Origin of the sequence: Achromobacter piechaudii NBRC 102461, assembly GCF_001571245.1 — a bacterium.
GTDB lineage: Bacteria > Pseudomonadota > Gammaproteobacteria > Burkholderiales > Burkholderiaceae_B > Achromobacter > Achromobacter piechaudii.
On record NZ_BCTK01000001.1, the window covers coordinates 925,621 to 940,324 of the forward strand.

16 protein-coding genes are annotated in these 14,704 nt (G+C 67.2%); 4 read left to right on the forward strand and 12 right to left on the reverse strand.

Going from position 1 to position 14,704, the window contains the following annotated elements; genetic code table 11:
• Window positions 1-30 precede the first annotated feature (30 nt).
• The 11 genes from API01S_RS04160 to queE all read right to left on the reverse strand — a co-directional run bounded on the left by API01S_RS04160 (window position 31) and on the right by queE (window position 11,196).
• Window positions 31-825 (reverse strand): SDR family NAD(P)-dependent oxidoreductase, encoded by a 795-nt coding sequence (locus tag API01S_RS04160; protein ID WP_061303298.1) that lies wholly within the window; start codon window positions 823-825, stop codon window positions 31-33.
• Between the two features lies 1 nt (window position 826).
• Complete coding sequence (locus API01S_RS04165; protein ID WP_061303300.1) at window positions 827-1,804, reverse strand: Bug family tripartite tricarboxylate transporter substrate binding protein; 978 nt, start codon at window positions 1,802-1,804, stop codon at window positions 827-829.
• Between the two features lie 57 nt (window positions 1,805-1,861).
• On the reverse strand, window positions 1,862-3,589 hold the full coding sequence (locus API01S_RS04170) for a thiamine pyrophosphate-binding protein (protein ID WP_061303303.1): 1,728 nt from the start codon (window positions 3,587-3,589) through the stop codon (window positions 1,862-1,864).
• 12 nt (window positions 3,590-3,601) lie between these two features.
• Entirely contained in the window at window positions 3,602-4,435 is an 834-nt protein-coding gene (locus tag API01S_RS04175; protein ID WP_061303305.1) for a hypothetical protein, read from the reverse strand.
• Between the two features lie 331 nt (window positions 4,436-4,766).
• Entirely contained in the window at window positions 4,767-6,200 is a 1,434-nt protein-coding gene (locus API01S_RS04180) for an efflux transporter outer membrane subunit (RefSeq protein WP_061303307.1), read from the reverse strand.
• Window positions 6,201-6,286: 86 nt separating this feature from the next.
• Window positions 6,287-7,204 carry an efflux RND transporter periplasmic adaptor subunit gene (locus API01S_RS04185; protein ID WP_061303308.1) on the reverse strand — a complete coding sequence of 306 codons (918 nt, stop codon included), beginning with the start codon at window positions 7,202-7,204 and terminating at the stop codon, window positions 6,287-6,289.
• Between the two features lie 2 nt (window positions 7,205-7,206).
• Window positions 7,207-7,419: a DUF1656 domain-containing protein gene (locus API01S_RS04190; protein ID WP_006219803.1), complete on the reverse strand. Its 213-nt coding sequence runs from the start codon at window positions 7,417-7,419 to the stop codon at window positions 7,207-7,209.
• The gene (locus tag API01S_RS04195) at window positions 7,416-9,479 is read right to left on the reverse strand and encodes an FUSC family protein (RefSeq protein ID WP_050730328.1); all 2,064 of its coding nucleotides are present in this window, start codon (window positions 9,477-9,479) and stop codon (window positions 7,416-7,418) included. Before API01S_RS04195 ends, API01S_RS04190 begins: the two co-directional genes overlap by 4 nt.
• Window positions 9,476-9,952, reverse strand: a complete 477-nt coding sequence (locus API01S_RS04200) for a MarR family winged helix-turn-helix transcriptional regulator (RefSeq protein ID WP_039883264.1) — start codon at window positions 9,950-9,952, stop codon at window positions 9,476-9,478. Before API01S_RS04200 ends, API01S_RS04195 begins: the two co-directional genes overlap by 4 nt.
• A gap of 139 nt (window positions 9,953-10,091) precedes the next feature.
• On the reverse strand, window positions 10,092-10,535 hold the full coding sequence (queD, locus tag API01S_RS04205) for a 6-carboxytetrahydropterin synthase QueD (protein WP_050730327.1): 444 nt from the start codon (window positions 10,533-10,535) through the stop codon (window positions 10,092-10,094).
• Window positions 10,536-10,563: 28 nt separating this feature from the next.
• On the reverse strand, window positions 10,564-11,196 hold the full coding sequence (queE, locus tag API01S_RS04210) for a 7-carboxy-7-deazaguanine synthase (RefSeq protein ID WP_050730326.1): 633 nt from the start codon (window positions 11,194-11,196) through the stop codon (window positions 10,564-10,566).
• A 76-nt stretch (window positions 11,197-11,272) separates the two neighbouring features.
• Here queE and arfB point away from each other — a divergent pair, with 76 nt between their 5' ends.
• From arfB to API01S_RS04225, 3 genes are all read left to right on the forward strand, one after another.
• Window positions 11,273-11,689, forward strand: a complete 417-nt coding sequence (arfB, locus tag API01S_RS04215; RefSeq protein WP_006219798.1) for an alternative ribosome rescue aminoacyl-tRNA hydrolase ArfB — start codon at window positions 11,273-11,275, stop codon at window positions 11,687-11,689.
• 81 nt (window positions 11,690-11,770) lie between these two features.
• Window positions 11,771-12,124, forward strand: a complete 354-nt coding sequence (locus API01S_RS04220) for an ArsR/SmtB family transcription factor (protein WP_006219797.1) — start codon at window positions 11,771-11,773, stop codon at window positions 12,122-12,124.
• A gap of 91 nt (window positions 12,125-12,215) precedes the next feature.
• Window positions 12,216-13,268 carry an alkene reductase gene (locus API01S_RS04225; RefSeq protein WP_006219796.1) on the forward strand — a complete coding sequence of 351 codons (1,053 nt, stop codon included), beginning with the start codon at window positions 12,216-12,218 and terminating at the stop codon, window positions 13,266-13,268.
• A 13-nt stretch (window positions 13,269-13,281) separates the two neighbouring features.
• Here API01S_RS04225 and API01S_RS04230 read toward each other — a convergent pair whose 3' ends face one another.
• On the reverse strand, window positions 13,282-14,130 hold the full coding sequence (locus tag API01S_RS04230) for a CPBP family intramembrane glutamic endopeptidase (RefSeq protein ID WP_061303868.1): 849 nt from the start codon (window positions 14,128-14,130) through the stop codon (window positions 13,282-13,284).
• Window positions 14,131-14,320: 190 nt separating this feature from the next.
• Here API01S_RS04230 and API01S_RS04235 point away from each other — a divergent pair, with 190 nt between their 5' ends.
• Window positions 14,321-14,695, forward strand: coding sequence for an MAPEG family protein (locus tag API01S_RS04235; RefSeq protein ID WP_061303310.1), 375 nt, complete (start codon window positions 14,321-14,323; stop codon window positions 14,693-14,695).
• Window positions 14,696-14,704: the final 9 nt, after the last annotated feature.

Below are 14,704 nucleotides of genomic sequence, written 5' to 3' on the forward strand. Positions count from 1 at the left end.
TCCGCAGCACCATCTCCCCGCGAATCGACGCTAGCGCCCCGCGCAGGCCTTGCCGCCATCGACCGGCAGGCAGACGCCGGTGATGTACTTGGCCTCGTCGCTGGCCAGGAACAGCGCGGCGTGCGCCACATCCCAGGCGTCGCCCATGCGGCCCATCGGGCTGGCGGCGTTGCGGCGGCGGCGCATTTCCTCGACGTCCTGGAACTGGCCCGCGATCTGCTGGTAGATCAGCGGCGTGTCGATCACGCCCGGCAACACCGCATTCACACGAATGCCTTCCGGCGCGTAGCGCACCGCCAATGAGCGCGTCAGATGATTCAAGCCCGCCTTGGCCGCGTAGTAGGACGTGTACGGATAGGTGTTGACCTGGATCGAGGCCAGCGACGAGATGTTGATGATGCTGCCCCCGCCTTGCGCCAGCATGGCCGGCAAGACATGCTTGCAGGTCAGGAACACGCCGGTCAGGTTGGTGTCCAGCACGCGGTGCCAGCTTTCCTCGCTGGCCTCGATGGGGTCGCCCATCTCGGTGATGCCCACATTGTTGTGCAGGATGTCGATGCGGCCGGCCTCGTCCAGCACCCGCGCCACCACCGCCTGGATCTGCGCCGACTGTGTCACGTCGGCCACCAGCGCGTGGCAATGTCCGCCCTCAGCCTGGATGACGCGCCGGGTTTCGTCGGCTGCTTCGGCGCGCACGTCCACCGCATAGACGCGCGCGCCTTCCCGCGCATACAGCGCGGCGGCGGCCTTGCCATTACCCCAGCCCGGCCCCGACGAACCCGCGCCAAACACCAGCGCCACCTTGTCCTTTACGCGCTGGCCCATGTCATTGCACCGAGATATGGGCGAAGTCGGCCACCTTCTTCCACTTGGCCACGTCCGCCTGGATCATCGCGCGGAAGGCGTCGGGCTTGTCCGCCACCACATACGCGCCCACGCCCGCGTACTTGGCCTGCACGTCGGGGTCGGCCAAGGCCTTGCGCGAGGCGTCATTCAGCTTGGCCAGCACGTCCTTGGGCAAGCCGGCGGGCGCCAGCAGGCCGTTCCACATTTCGGCGTCGTAGTCCGGCAGGCCGACTTCGGCGAAGGTGGGCACGTCGGGCAACTGCGGCAAGCGGGCCTTGGCCGCCACCACGATGGCGCGCAGGTTGCCCGACTGGATGTGCGCCATGGACGAGGCGGCGGTGTCCCACAAGATGGGCACCTGACCGGCGATCACATCGTTCAGCGCGGGCCCCGTGCCGCGATACGGCACGTGCATCATGTCCAGGCCCGACAGCGACTTGTAGTACTCCATGGCCATGTGCGTGGCCCCGCCGTTGCCGGACGAGGCATACGAATACTTGCCCGGGGCCGCCTTGACCAGCGCGTAGAACTGCTTGTAGTCCTTGGCCGGGAAGTCCTTGTTGACGACGATCACGCCCGGCACGCGGATGATCTGCGTGACCGGCGTGAAGTCTTTGACCGCGTCGTAGGGCAGGTTCTGGTACACGGCGGAATTGGTGCCGTTGGTGCTGGACGTGCCCAGCAGCAGCGTGTAGCCGTCGGGCGCGGCGGAAGCCACCGCGCGCGTGCCCACCGTGCCGCCCGCGCCGCCCCGGTTTTCCACCACGACAGGCTGGCCCAGCTGCTTGCCCAGCGCCTCGGCGAAGATGCGGCCCACCACGTCCGAGGTGCCGCCCGGCGGAAACGGCACGATCAGGCGCACCGGGCGGTCGGGGTAGTTGGCTTGCGCGATGGCGGCGCCCGTGAAGGACACGGCCAGCGTCGCGGCCGCCAGGGTGATCCAGGTTCTTCTCTTCATGATGTTGTCTCCTCGCTTCGTATTGTTGTGCGTCTTGCCGTTCTTGTTATGGGGAAATCAGGCGATGCGGTCGCCGGGCTTGATCTTGGCCGCCCGGCTGTCCACACCCGGCAACATGTGCGCGGGGTCGCGCGTCACGACGACGTCCAGGATGGTGGGGCGGTCCTTGCAGGCATACGCATTGGCCAGCGCCGCCTGGATGTCGGCGGGGTCTTCCACGCGGATGCCATTGCAGCCCAGCGCGCGGGCCACGTTGGCGTAGTTGGTTTCCACGAGATCCGACGACTGATAGCTGCCGCTGCCGTACATCAGGTGCTGAAGCGCCTTGATATACCCCGAGGCCGCGTTGTTCACCACCACCAGCGTGAACGCCAGGCCCATGCGCACCGCCGTTTCCAGTTCGCCCAGCGACATGTTGCAGCCGCCATCGCCTGTCAGGCTGACCACTTGCCGTCCGGGGGCGGCGGCGGCCGCGCCGATGGCGCCCGGGATGCCATAGCCGATGGAGGCAAAGCCACGATCGGGCACAAAGCCGCGTCCGGCGCGCTTGGTGTCGAACAGCAGGCCGCCCCAGTGCGCGGCAAAGCCGCCGTCCGCGACCAGGATGCCGTCTTCCGGCAAGGTCGCGTTGATTTCATTCATCAGCCGCGCCATGCCGATCGGGCTGTCTGTCGAGGTCAGCTTGCCGCGCACCGATTCGCGCCACGCGTGCATGGCTTGCCCGACTTCGTCCGCATAGGCCTGGCGATCGATTTGAAGCGCCTGGTCCGCCATGCGTTCGGTCAATTCTTCCAGCGTGGCGCGCGCGTCGCCCCACAGGCGCAGGGCCGGCGTGGTGGTGCGGTCGAACTCTTCGGCCACGATGTCCAGATGGATGATCGGCGCGCCCGCGCTCAACAGTTCGTAGCGCCGCGTGGCTACTTCGCCCAGCTTGCAGCCCACGACGAAGAGGCAATCGGCCTTGGCGATGAAGTCGTTGGCGATGCGGCTGTAGCGGCCAAACAGGCCCGCGTTCAGCGGGTCGCTGCAAGCGATGGCGCCTTTGCCGCTCATCGTGTGCGCGACAGGAATGTTGAAGCGGCGCGCAAAGGTTTGCACGGCTTGCGCCGCCTCGCTGATGTGCACGCCACCGCCGCACAGCATCAGGGGCCGCGCTGCGCCGGCCAGCATGCTGGCCGCCTGGGCCAGATCGTCCGCGTCGGGGCGGCAGCGCAGCGCGGGCGCGCGGCGGGCGTTGGCGCTGGCGTAGAAAGCGTCGGCATCGAAGGCATGGACCGCGTGCGCGATGTCTTCGGGCACGTCCAGCACCACGGGGCCGGGGCGGCCGCTGGTGGCCACCGCGAACGCGCGCCGCACCAGTTCGGGAATGCGCTCGATCATCTCGACACGCAACACATCCTTGACCACCGGCCGCAGCACCTCCAGCTGGCGCGCCTCCTGCGTCATGTTCTTCCACGAATGCAGGCGATGCGAATCGCCCACCAGGGCCACCAGCGGTGTGCCGGCGTTGAAGGCTTCGGCCAGCCCGGTGACCAGGTTGGTGGCGCCCGGCCCCAGGGTGGCGTCGCACACGCCGGGCCGGCCGCTGACCTTGGTGTAGGCGTCGGCGGCGAACACGGCGCAGCGTTCGTCGTTGATCAGGTGATGGTTCAGGTTCAAGCGACGCACGGCGTCGTAGAAGGGCAGCAGCTGAAAGCCGCCCATGCCGAACATCAAGCCGACGTCATGCGCGGCGAACATGCGTGCGATGGCTTCGCCGCCCGTGATTTCCAATTTTTCCGACATGCGGGAATGCTCCTAAAGGATGGCGCGCCCGTTCAACAGGGCGTCGATAAAAGTTCTTAAGGGAATGCCGACGCGGCCGCCCAGGTCGCGGGCCCGGGCGTTGGCGGACGAAATCACGCCTTCCTCGTAGCAGGACCGGGCGTCGCCGATGCACGCGCTATGGGCCGACACGGTCAACGCGGCAATACCGCGTCGTTGCAAGAGCGGCAGGCGGCCGATGCCCGCGTTGTCGCGGCCCATGCCGGCGTCGTTGAAGGTGACCAGCCGGGGCGTGGCGTTCACGCCGTCGGTGCGCAGGCCGGCCAGGCACTCGCCATGCGAGGCCGTGACGGCGATGAGGCCGTCGTCGCGCGCATCCACCAGCGATACCGAGTCGGCCCCGATCACGCTGGGCGCGCCGTCGGCGGCGACACGCAACACCTTGCGCGACTCGTCCAGCGGGGCGGGCGGTTCAAAGCTTGCCGATGACAGCGCCAGGCGCGCGGCGGCGTCGGCCACGCGCATGCCGGGCCGGCAACCCAGCGCGCGAGCCAACGCATTGGCATGGCTGATGACGCCCTGGCGCAACATGTCCGCGCCGTCGCCGATGCGGCAGCTCTGGTAATCGGCGGTGGCGGCGGGCACGCCCCAGCGTTGCAGGTCGGAGAGGCCGGCAATGCCAGCCTGCCGCCAGCCCACGCCCGCGTCGTTCAGGATGACCGCCCGGACCCGCCCACGCGCGGCGCAGTAGGCGGCGTAGCGTCCGCCATGGGACCCGGCGATCACCACGCGGCCGGCGTCGGCGCTGCCCAGCTTGGTGATGCTGTCCAGCACGCTGGCATCAATGGGGTTGTCTCTTGATTCCATATTATGGATTTTTGTTGTGATGAGATTGCTCAGGCCGAGTGGTGCGCTGCAATTGAATCGCGTGGCTCACCGCTGTGCTGACGTGCGACTGATTCTAAGAGCGTGAAAAGCCGCGCGGCAATGGCATATCCATAATGTGGAAACCGATTCAGCGTCGCGGATTGCGCCGGTAGGGCGGGTGAAGACGGCGGCGTGCCGCAACGGGGCCGGTTTTTGTGTACGCCTATCCCGCGATCGCGCAAAAAAAGCGCCCATGGTGGGCGCTTTCAATATTTCCGACCGCCAATGCGGCCGGGAGAACCGTGGCGTCAAACCTGACGAACCGGGTCGGCTATTTTTCCCATCCACCGCCCAGCGCCAGGAATACCGCGATCTGGTCGCTGCTCAGTTCGGCTTGCGAGGCGGCCAGCGCGCTTTCGTTGCTGGCCAGCGTGCGTTCGGCGTCCAGCACGGTCAGGTAGTCCGTCTTGCCGTACTGGAACAGGCGGCGCGCTTGTGTCGCGGCTTCGGCGCTTTGGTCGCGCGCGGCGCGCAGGGCGGCGTCGCGGTCCAGTTGCCGCGCGTAGACCACCAGCGCGCTTTCCGTTTCGCGCAGCGCATTCAGCACCGTGGCGTCAAAGCGCGCCAGCGCCGCCTTGGTGCTGGCCTCGGCTTCGGCGATGCGGGCCTGCACCGCGCCCGTGTTGGGCAAGGTCCACGAGATCAGCGGGCCGACGCTCCAGCTGAACGTGCCACGGTCGCCGAACATGGCGGCGGGGCCGCCCGACGCGGTGGACAGGCCCAGCGTGACCTTCGGATAGAGGTCGGCGGTGGCCACGCCGATGCGCGCGGTGGACGCCGCCAGCGTGCGCTCGGCCTGGCGGATGTCGGGGCGGCGGCGCAGCAGCGCGGCGCCATCGCCCACGGGGATGGTGCTGGTCAGGCGGGGCGCGGCCGCGCATTGCAGCAGCGAGGCGGGCACGTCGTTCGGGGTCTGGCCCGTCAGCGCGGCCAGCCGATACAGCGCGGTGCGCTGCTGCGCCTGGAAGGGCGGCAGGTTGGCCTGCAACTGTTCAAGCTGGCTGCGGGCGCGCGTGACGTCCAGCGTGGTGCCCCGGCCGGCGCGCTGCAAGCGGCTGACGGCGTCCACCGATTCCTTCTGCACCTGCACCGAATGCTGGGCCGAGGCCAGCTGCATGCCCGCCGCGCACATGTTGGCGTAAGCGCGCGCGGTTTCGGCGGCGACGGTTACGCGGGTGGCGTCATAGGCGGCCTGCGCGGCCTGGGCGTCGCTGTTGGCCGCTTCGATGGCGCGACGGATCTGGCCGAACAGGTCCAGCTGATACGACACGCTGGCGCCGGTGGAGTACGACCAGCGGTTGGGCGGGTCGATGCCCGGTTGCAGTTCTTGCAGGCCGGACACATGGCCGAAGGTGGGCGAGGCGTTCACGCCGATGGTCGGTTGCCGCTGCGCCTGCGATTCTTGCACGGCGGCCTGCGCGCGTTCCAGGTTGGCGCTGGCCACGCGCAGGTCGGTGTTGGCGGACAGGGCCTTGTCGACCAGCCCGTCCAGCACCGGGTCGTTGTACAGGCGCCACCAGTGGCCCGACACCGCTTCCTGTTGATACACCCCCTCGCGCGCCTCGATGAAAGACGCGCCGGCGCTCTGACGCTGCGCGACCGCCGCGTCGGGCACCTGATAGTCAGGGCCCACGGTGGTGCATCCGGCCAGCGCAATGATCAGCGCAACAGCCAGCGTCTTTAGCGGAAAAAATTTGGTGTTCATGGCAGCTTCGGCTTGGTGTCGATAAATGGAAGAAATGACGGGGTTGGCGGGGCGCCCCTCGTTGCACGAGGAGCGCGGCAGGAACGTCAGGTCGGTTGGCGCGGCGCGTCCGAAGACGCTTGTGCGGGCGCGGGATCGACCGACACGGTGGCGGTCTGGCCCGCAACCAGGCGCACGCCGTCGGGCACCTCGTCGATCTTCACGCGCACGGGGATGCGCTGCGCCAGGCGGACCCAGTTGAACGTGGGATTCACGTTCGGCAGCAGGTTGGCGCCCGTGCTGCGGTCGCGGTCGGCAATGCCCATGGCGATGCTTTCCACGTGGCCCTGGATGCGGCGCGAATCGCCCATCAAGGTCACGGTGACGGGCGCGCCTTCGTGGATGCCGGGCAGCTTGGTTTCTTCGAAATAGCCTTCCACGTAGAACGAGCCGGCATCCACCAGCGCCATCACGCCGCGACCGGCGGTGGCGTAGGACCCTGCGCGCAGGTCCAGGTTGGTGATGCGGCCATCGCTGGCGGCCACCACGCGGCTGCGTTCCAGGTTCAGGCGCGCGGTGTTCAGCTGCACCTGGGCCTGCGCCAGCGCGGCTTCGGTCTGCTGCACCTTCATCTGGCTTTGCTCGACGGCTTCGGCGGCCACCAACTGGCCCAGCGAGCGGTTGCGCTTGGCGTCGCGCAGCGCCTGATCGTGCGCCACCTGTTGCGATCGCACCGAAGCCTGGGCCTGGTCGTACGCCAACTGGAAGCGGGCGCGGTCGATTTCAAACAGCAGGTCGCCCGCCTTCACGTCCTGGTTGTCGTGCACGGGCACGCTGGTGACCAGGCCGGAAACGTCGGGCGCCACCTGCACCACGTAAGCCTTGACCCGGCCGTCGCGCGTCCAGGGTTCGACTTCGTAGTGCACCCACAACTGCCAGCCGGCATAAGCGGCGGCGGCAACGACGAAGGCCGTCACCGCGAACTTGCCGATGGCAGCAGGGCGAAGGGCGTTGGGAAGTTTCATACCTATCTCTGAAGAAAGTAAGGGGAAATGAGAGACACGCCATACAGCAGCACCACGAACAGCGCCAGGTCGAACAGCGCGGGGTGCCACACCAGGCGATACAGGCCCACGCGGGCCAGCACGCGGCGCAATGCCCAGGCCACGCCCAGCGTGACCACGCCCAGCACCAGCAGCCAGGGGAAGTAAATGCCGTACAGATTGAATTCACCGATCATGATGCGTGGCCCTCCATGGCGGGATGGGCGGGTTGATAGTCGGGGGCGTCGGGGAAGAAGGCGCGGCGGATACCCACCAGCGCCACCACCGCGCGGTCGCGCGCGGCCGCCCCGGCAGGCGTGGCCGCCACGCTGGACAGCGCGCGGTCGATCTGCGCCAGGAACTCGGGCGTCTTGTCGCCCACGCGCCAGGCGGAACGCGCACGGAAAAACTGAGCCAGGCTGTCGAGCACCCGCTGGATCGTGGGCTCGGCCATCGGCAGATGGCGGCGAGCGCGCTGCAATTCCGTGATGTCGCGGCCCACGCGCAGGTCTTTCAGCGCGTCGGCGGCGACCAGGTCGTCAGGCCGTTGGGCCAGCGCCAGGCGCGGCTGCAACAGGCCGATGCGATCCAGCATGCGCGCGGTGTACGTGTGGCGCGACGGCGCGCGCGGCGAGCTGGCCAGCGTCGCCAGTTCCTTCCAGTTGGCGGCCTGGATGCGGCGGGCGCTCCAGTCGGCGCTGACCGTGCGGAAGATGGCGGCGATGATGGCTGCCGTGGCGACACCCATGCACTGCGCGACCTGCGTGTCGATGAACGAAACGATGTCGGCGGTGTTGGTGTCTTGCAGCGCCATGGTGCCCAGGAAGCCGAACAGCATCGCCATCGCCTTGCCCGCGCTGGCGGGCCGCGCGATGAAGATGCCCAGCACGAAGGCGGTGGGCAGCATCGCCAGCGCCAGCATTTCGAACGAATGGATGGCGGGCATGATGCCCAGCAGGTACAACGCCGACAGCGGAATCGAATAGACCGTGTAGGTCAGGAACTGCATGATGCCGGGCACCGGGTTGTCCTGCGATGCGAAAAAGCAGCTGAAGATGGCGGCCATCAGCGCGGCGGTCGCGCCGTTGCTCCAGGCGGTGCCGATCCAGAAGGCGCAGCACACCGAAATGGCTACACCAGCCGCCAGCGCCGACAGCAGCGCCATGCCGTGGTCGCGGTGCAGCGCCGCGTTCGGGTCGCGGGAAGGGCGGGCGTGATGCACCGCGCCGCGCCGGGGCGCGCCTTTCAGGCCGGCGTGGATCTCGCGGCGCAGGGCCAGGCATTCGTCATAGGTGTCGATCAGTTCGCGCAGCCGCGTCATCAGGCTGGCCAGCAGGGCGTCGCGCCATGTCGAATGGCTATCGATGGCGGGCGTGGCATGGGCGACGGCCGCGCGCAACTGCACGGCGGTGTCGTGCGAAGCCTGTGCGCCGGCATTGATCCATTCCGAAATGTCGTGCAGCAGCGCGGACACCGTGTCGGGCAGCGGTTGGTCATTGGCCTGCAAGGCGCGCAGCCGGTCTTCCACGGCCGACACGGCCGGCGTCAATGCCGAAATCTGGTCCTGCATGGCGCGCACCGCGCCCGAGGTCCAGCGCAGGTTGCTGGTGTCAAAGGGCACATGGGTGGACAGCAGGCGCAACTGGGTGATGTCGTTGGCCAGCACGCGGCGATCGCGGTCGCGCTGTTCGGCGGCCTTGCCGCTGAGGGTGTCGTGCATCCAGTTGCGCGCGTCGCGCACGGCCTTGTCCAATTGCAGCGTCAAGGCGGGCGCCAGGCCGCGCGGCAGCACGATGCTGTGAACCAGCGTGGCGCACACGATGCCCAGGCTGATCTCTTCGACGCGGGCTAGCGCCGTGTCGAACACCAGCGACGGGTCGCTGACGCTGGGAAAGCCGATCATGGCGGCGGTGTAGCCGGCCAGCATGAACAGGTACGAACGCGGCGTGCGGTCCAGCACCGACATGTACAGGCACGCGCCCACCCACATGACCATCGCGGCGGTCATCACCACGGGAGAATTGGACAGGCGCGGCACCATGTAGACAGTGGCGGCCGAGCCCACGAAGGTGCCCACCAGCCGGTACAAAGCCTTGGAACGCACCGCGCCCGACCAGGGCTGCGCTACGACATAGGCGGTGGTCATCGCCCAGAACGGACGCGGCAAACCAATGCTGTAGGCCAGATAAAGCGCCATGATGGCGCTGAGGTAGCTCTTGAGCGAAAAGATGGTCTCGCGGACGTTCGGCAATTTCACGATGCGCGGTCCTGTTGTTGCGTCGCGGTCGCGCCGCGACCCAGCGACACGCTCAAGGCATCGAAAACGCGCAGGCAGGCTTGCAGATCCGTTTCGCTGACGCCGCTGAAGAGGCGACGGCGCAGTTCCACCAGCACGTCTTCAACCTGCGCACGCAGGGCGTGGCCGGCGTCGGTCAGATGCAGGGTCTTGGCGCGGCGGTCGTGGGTGTCTTCACGGCGCTCCATCAGGCCGGCGGCCACCAGTTGATCCAGCACGCGCACCAGCGACGGGCCTTCGACGCCCAGCGCCTCGGCCAGCGCGCCCTGGCGCACGCCGTCGCCCAACCGGCCGGCCAGGATGACGGGCCAGGCGGTGGCCTGCGACAAACCGTAATCAGCCAGCGCCTTGTCGGCAGCGCCGCGATAGGCGCGCGACAGCACCATCAAATTGGCGGTGGTGGCCATGAGTTGGGAGTCCGAGGGAGTGTTCATGGAATAGATTGTATCCTATCTATTAGCTTACTAATAATTGAAAATGGCGAATATCCCCATTGATTTTTTCAATTGGTCAGATCAGCGTCGGTTTTCCCATGAACGGGTAATGAGGCCGTTGCGGCCGGCCCCAAGCCGTTCACGCTGCGCAGTCGGCCCAGCAGTTGGGCGTCTCGTACAGGCGCACGCGCGTCAGGCGCAGGTCTGCGCCGTAGTGGCCGTGATAATGCGGGGCCAGCGTGTCGAACACGATCTTGGCCAGGTTCTCGGCCGTGGGAATGCGGTCCAGCACCACGGTTTTGTGATCGGGCAGCGTGGCAAGGAAATCGCGCACGGCAGCATCGCCTTCGAAGACCAGGAACGCGTGGTCCCAGACGTCCACGATGTGGGTCTTGGCGATGTGCTTGATCTCGGAAAAATCCATCAACATGCCGTTGTCGGATTCGCCCGGCGCCTGCACCACATCGCCCGTCAGGGTGATTTCAAGCACATAGCGGTGGCCGTGCAGATTGCGGCATTGGCTGCGGTGATCGGGAATGCGATGGCCGGCGTCGAATTCCAGCCTGCGGGTGACGGAGATCATCGCGCGGTCCGCCGCGCGTGGGGGTGAATCATGGAATGCCTATGTATTTGTGCGTCTGCAAACTCAGCCGCCATTGCGGATGTTGCATACAGTACTGAACGGCCTGCTCGGTATTGGCCACACGTGCCGGGCCGTCCATGGGTTGCAGGAAAAAGTGTTCGAAATCCAGGTGCGCGAAGGTCTCGGGCAGGGCGTTGTGCTGCGGGTAGACCAGCTTCAGTTCGTCGCCACGGTCGATGACGATCGGCGCGGTGCCCTTGGGGCTGACGCAGATCCAGTCGATGCCTGCCGGCGCCTTCACGGTGCCGTTGGTTTCGATGGCCACGGTAAAGCCGCGCGCGTGGATCGCCGTGAGCAGCGGGGCGTCCAGTTGCAGCAGGGGTTCGCCGCCGGTGAAGACCACGTAGCGGTCCTGCGTGCCGGGGCCCCAGGTTGCGGCGATGGTGTCGGCCAGCAGGTCAGGCGTGGCGAACTTGCCGCCGCCTTCGCCATCGGTGCCGATGAAGTCGGTGTCGCAGAACGTGCAGGCGGCGCTGGCGCGGTCGCTTTCGCGGCCGGTCCAGAGGTTGCAACCCGCAAACCGGCAAAATACCGCCGCGCGGCCTGCATGGGCGCCTTCGCCTTGCAGGGTCTTGAAGATTTCTTTGGCGGTGTAGGTCATAAGGTTGCTGGCTGCCAGGGGCAGCGTGAAAATCGGGCAAAAGCGGAATATTTTACTTGGTATAGACTCCCGCCCTATGTTTCATGTCCAAGATTCCCTGTACATCGACGAACGCGACCTGACGTTCAGCATGATCCGCGCCCAGGGCGCGGGCGGCCAGAACGTCAATAAGGTGTCCAGCGCCGTCCACCTGCGCTTTGACGTGCGGGCCTCGCATCTGCCGCTCGAGGTGCAAGACGCCCTGTGCGCCGTCAGCGATCACCGCATCTCGAAAGAGGGCGTGATTGTCATCAAGTCGCAGTCGTTTCGCAGCCAGGAAAAAAATCGGGCCGAAGCCATCGAACGTCTGGTAGCCATGGTGCGCGCGGCGATCCAGGTGGACAAGCCGCGCCGCGCCACCAAGCCCACCCGCTCATCGCAGCGCCGCCGCGTGCAGCGCAAGGTGCAGCACGGCGAGGTCAAGCGGCTGCGCGGAAGGGTCCAGGGCGATTGAGCAAAACCCTAACGCCCGCAGGGGCTTGACTATATATCGAACTTATTCGATTTAAGATTCGATGCATTGCGATATACCGATATGAACCCATCCGCTCCCGCCGCCTCCGCCGATCAGCCGCAAGCCGAAACTGGCGTCGATACCGACGCCATCATCAAGGCGCTGGCCAATCCGGTGCGGCGCGACATCCTCACGTGGCTGAAGACGCCGCATGCGTATTTCGAGGAACGCCCGGGCCACACCTTCGATCACGGGGTGTGCGCGGGCCACATCGACGACCGCTGCGGCCTGTCGCAGTCGACAGTGTCCTCGCATCTGGCCGTGCTGCAACGCGCGGGCCTGATTACGTCGACCAAGGTGGGGCAGTGGGTCTTTTTCCGTCGCAATGAAGTCGCGATTGCCGCGTTCCTGCGGCAGTTGAACCAAGACATGTAGTCGGCCGGCAGCCGCGCGGCGCATTCCCTGCGTCCGCCGCGGCGTGCCACTGCATTCATTGCCCCATTGCCCCGGGGCGGAAGGATTTTGCATGAGCAAATTGTTTGAACCGCTGCGCGTAGGCGCGCTGACCCTGCGCAACCGTATCGTCATGGCGCCGTTGACGCGCCAGCGCGCCAGCGAGGGCCGCGTGCCCAACGAATTGATGGTCGAGTACTACACCCAGCGCGCGGGCGCCGGCCTGATCCTGTCCGAAGCCACCGCCGTCACCCCGCAAGGCGTGGGATACGCCGACACGCCGGGCCTGTGGTCGACGGAACAAGTGAAGGGCTGGCGCAAGGTGACCGCCGCCGTGCACGAGCAGGGCAGCCTGATCGCGGCCCAGCTGTGGCACGTGGGCCGTATTTCCGACCCGATCTTCCTGAACGGCGAATTGCCCGTTGCCCCCAGCGCCATCGCCGCCGGCGGCCACGTCAGCCATGTGCGCCCCAAGCGCGCCTACGTCACCCCGCGCGCGCTGGAAACGGCCGAGCTGCCGGGCGTGGTCGAGGCTTACCGCCACGGCGCGCAGATGGCCATGGAAGCCGGCTTCGACGGCGTTGAAGTGCATGCCGCCAACGGTTACCTGCTGGATCAGTTCCTGCAAGACAGCACCAACCATCGCACCGACCAGTACGGCGGTTCGCTGGAAAACCGCGCGCGCCTGCTGCTGGAAGTGGTGGACGCCTGCGTGGCGGTGTGGGGCGCGGACCGCGTGGGCGTGCACTTGTCGCCGCGCGGCGATGCCCACACCATGGGCGATTCCGACCCGGCCACGACGTTCCTGTATGTGGCGACCGAACTGGGCAAGCGCGGCATCGCCTTCCTGTGCGTGCGCGAACACGAAGGCGAAGACAGCCTGGGCCCGCGCATGAAGGCGGCGTTCGGCGGCGTCTATATCGCCAACGAGGGTTACACCCGCGAATCGGCCGAAGCCGCCATCGAGCAAGGCCGCGCCGACGCGGTGGCGTTTGGCGTGCCGTACATCGCCAACCCTGACCTGGCGCGTCGCTTTGAATTGAACGCACCGCTGAACACGCCGGAGCCGTCCACGTTCTACGCCCAGGGCGCGACCGGCTACACCGACTACCCGGCGCTGCCCTGAGCCTGCGGGCCCGCTAGAACACCGCGCGCATCGGATAGGTAAACAAGCCGAAGTGCGCGGCGTTCAACCCCAGGTGGGCCAGCACCGCTGCCGCCAGACCGCCGTAGCGATAGGCCACCCCATAGGCCGCGCCCGCCAGCGTGGCCAGCAGCATCCATTGCCAGCCGCCTGCAAAATGCGCCAGGCCGAACAGCACGGCGGCCACGCCTGACGCCGCAGCGCTTCCCCAGCGCCGATGCCGCCAAAGGTTCGCAAGCTGCTGTTGCACATAGCCGCGAAACAGCGCCTCTTCGGCCAGGCACACCAGCAGCGCGTTGTTGATCAGCCAGAGCCACCCCGTGTCTGGCCATTTGGGCGCCCAGCCCACCACCCGCAGCGCCAGCGCCACGCCCATGCATATCAGCACGGCCGCCGCGCACGCCAGCAATGCCGCCGCCACGGTGCGGCGCGCGTTCTCGCCCATCATGGGCGGCGCAAGTACCCAGATCACCCAGAACGCGACCAGCGGCTTGTCCAGGTTCAGGTACATGCCGAAGGCCACCGCGTCCGCGCTCAGGGGCGCGGGCGGGATCACTTGCGGGTTGTGAAAGCCCGGCAGCCAATGCAGGAACAGCGCGGCGGCCAGCAGCACGAACAGCACATGCCCCACCACGCGGACCGCCTTGCCGGAACCAGACCGCACGCACATCGCCGCCAGCCCCAGCAGCGCCGGCGCGGCGAACGCTATCGGGTCGATCACCCCGTCCGCCCAGGCCCATGCCCACGCCACGGCCAGCGGCGCCAGCGCCCAGCGCCGGGTGGCGGGCGGCCAAAGCAAAGCAGCGGCGACAAACAGGGCGGACCACGGGCTGAACAAGGACATGACGGCAATCGGGATCGGCAAGCGAGGCGCAGAGTTTAAGCGCGCGCTGCTCGATCCGGCGGGGTGCTGCCTGCAAAGAGGCCGAGCGCCGGTCTTTTCATTTCGGCGCATTCAGGCGACCATGCCGCAGCGGCGGCCTCGTGCCCGCCCTTATCCGGCCCACGGAAACGTGGCCGCAACAGGAGTCGATATGAAGATGATTGCGTGGTTGATGTTGGCGGCGGCCATTTTGCCGTTCGTCTCAACGATCGTGGCGAAGGCGGGCGGCCAGAAGTTCGATAACAACGATCCGCGGGCGTGGCTGGCGCGCCAGGATGGATGGCGCGCGCGCGCCAATGCCGCCCAGATCAATACGTTCGAAGCGCTGCCGTTCTTCTACGCCGCCGTGTTGTTCGCGCTGTACACGCAGGCATCGCCCGCCCACGTCGCCACGCTGATGGCGTGCTGGCTGGGCGTGCGATTGGGTTATCTGGCGATGTATCTGGCGGGTTGGGGCGCGTTGCGTTCCCTGGTGTGGGCGATCGGCGTGGGCTTCGTGATCGCCATCCTGTTTTCGGGCGTCTGAGCCGCGCGG

Excerpts from the sequence above, each read along its gene's own strand:
- API01S_RS04160 (WP_061303298.1), bottom strand. The coding sequence starts at position 825 with ATGGGCCAGCGCGTAAAGGACAAGGTGGCGCTGGTGTTTGGCGCGGGT.
- API01S_RS04165 (WP_061303300.1), bottom strand. The coding sequence starts at position 1,804 with ATGAAGAGAAGAACCTGGATCACCCTGGCGGCCGCGACGCTGGCCGTG.
- API01S_RS04170 (WP_061303303.1), bottom strand. The coding sequence starts at position 3,589 with ATGTCGGAAAAATTGGAAATCACGGGCGGCGAAGCCATCGCACGCATG.
- API01S_RS04175 (WP_061303305.1), bottom strand. The coding sequence starts at position 4,435 with ATGGAATCAAGAGACAACCCCATTGATGCCAGCGTGCTGGACAGCATC.
- API01S_RS04180 (WP_061303307.1), bottom strand. The coding sequence starts at position 6,200 with ATGAACACCAAATTTTTTCCGCTAAAGACGCTGGCTGTTGCGCTGATC.
- API01S_RS04185 (WP_061303308.1), bottom strand. The coding sequence starts at position 7,204 with ATGAAACTTCCCAACGCCCTTCGCCCTGCTGCCATCGGCAAGTTCGCG.
- API01S_RS04190 (WP_006219803.1), bottom strand. The coding sequence starts at position 7,419 with ATGATCGGTGAATTCAATCTGTACGGCATTTACTTCCCCTGGCTGCTG.
- API01S_RS04200 (WP_039883264.1), bottom strand. The coding sequence starts at position 9,952 with ATGAACACTCCCTCGGACTCCCAACTCATGGCCACCACCGCCAATTTG.
- queD (WP_050730327.1), bottom strand. The coding sequence starts at position 10,535 with ATGATCTCCGTCACCCGCAGGCTGGAATTCGACGCCGGCCATCGCATT.
- queE (WP_050730326.1), bottom strand. The coding sequence starts at position 11,196 with ATGACCTACACCGCCAAAGAAATCTTCAAGACCCTGCAAGGCGAAGGC.
- arfB (WP_006219798.1), top strand. The coding sequence starts at position 11,273 with ATGTTTCATGTCCAAGATTCCCTGTACATCGACGAACGCGACCTGACG.
- API01S_RS04220 (WP_006219797.1), top strand. The coding sequence starts at position 11,771 with ATGAACCCATCCGCTCCCGCCGCCTCCGCCGATCAGCCGCAAGCCGAA.
- API01S_RS04225 (WP_006219796.1), top strand. The coding sequence starts at position 12,216 with ATGAGCAAATTGTTTGAACCGCTGCGCGTAGGCGCGCTGACCCTGCGC.
- API01S_RS04230 (WP_061303868.1), bottom strand. The coding sequence starts at position 14,130 with ATGTCCTTGTTCAGCCCGTGGTCCGCCCTGTTTGTCGCCGCTGCTTTG.
- API01S_RS04235 (WP_061303310.1), top strand. The coding sequence starts at position 14,321 with ATGAAGATGATTGCGTGGTTGATGTTGGCGGCGGCCATTTTGCCGTTC.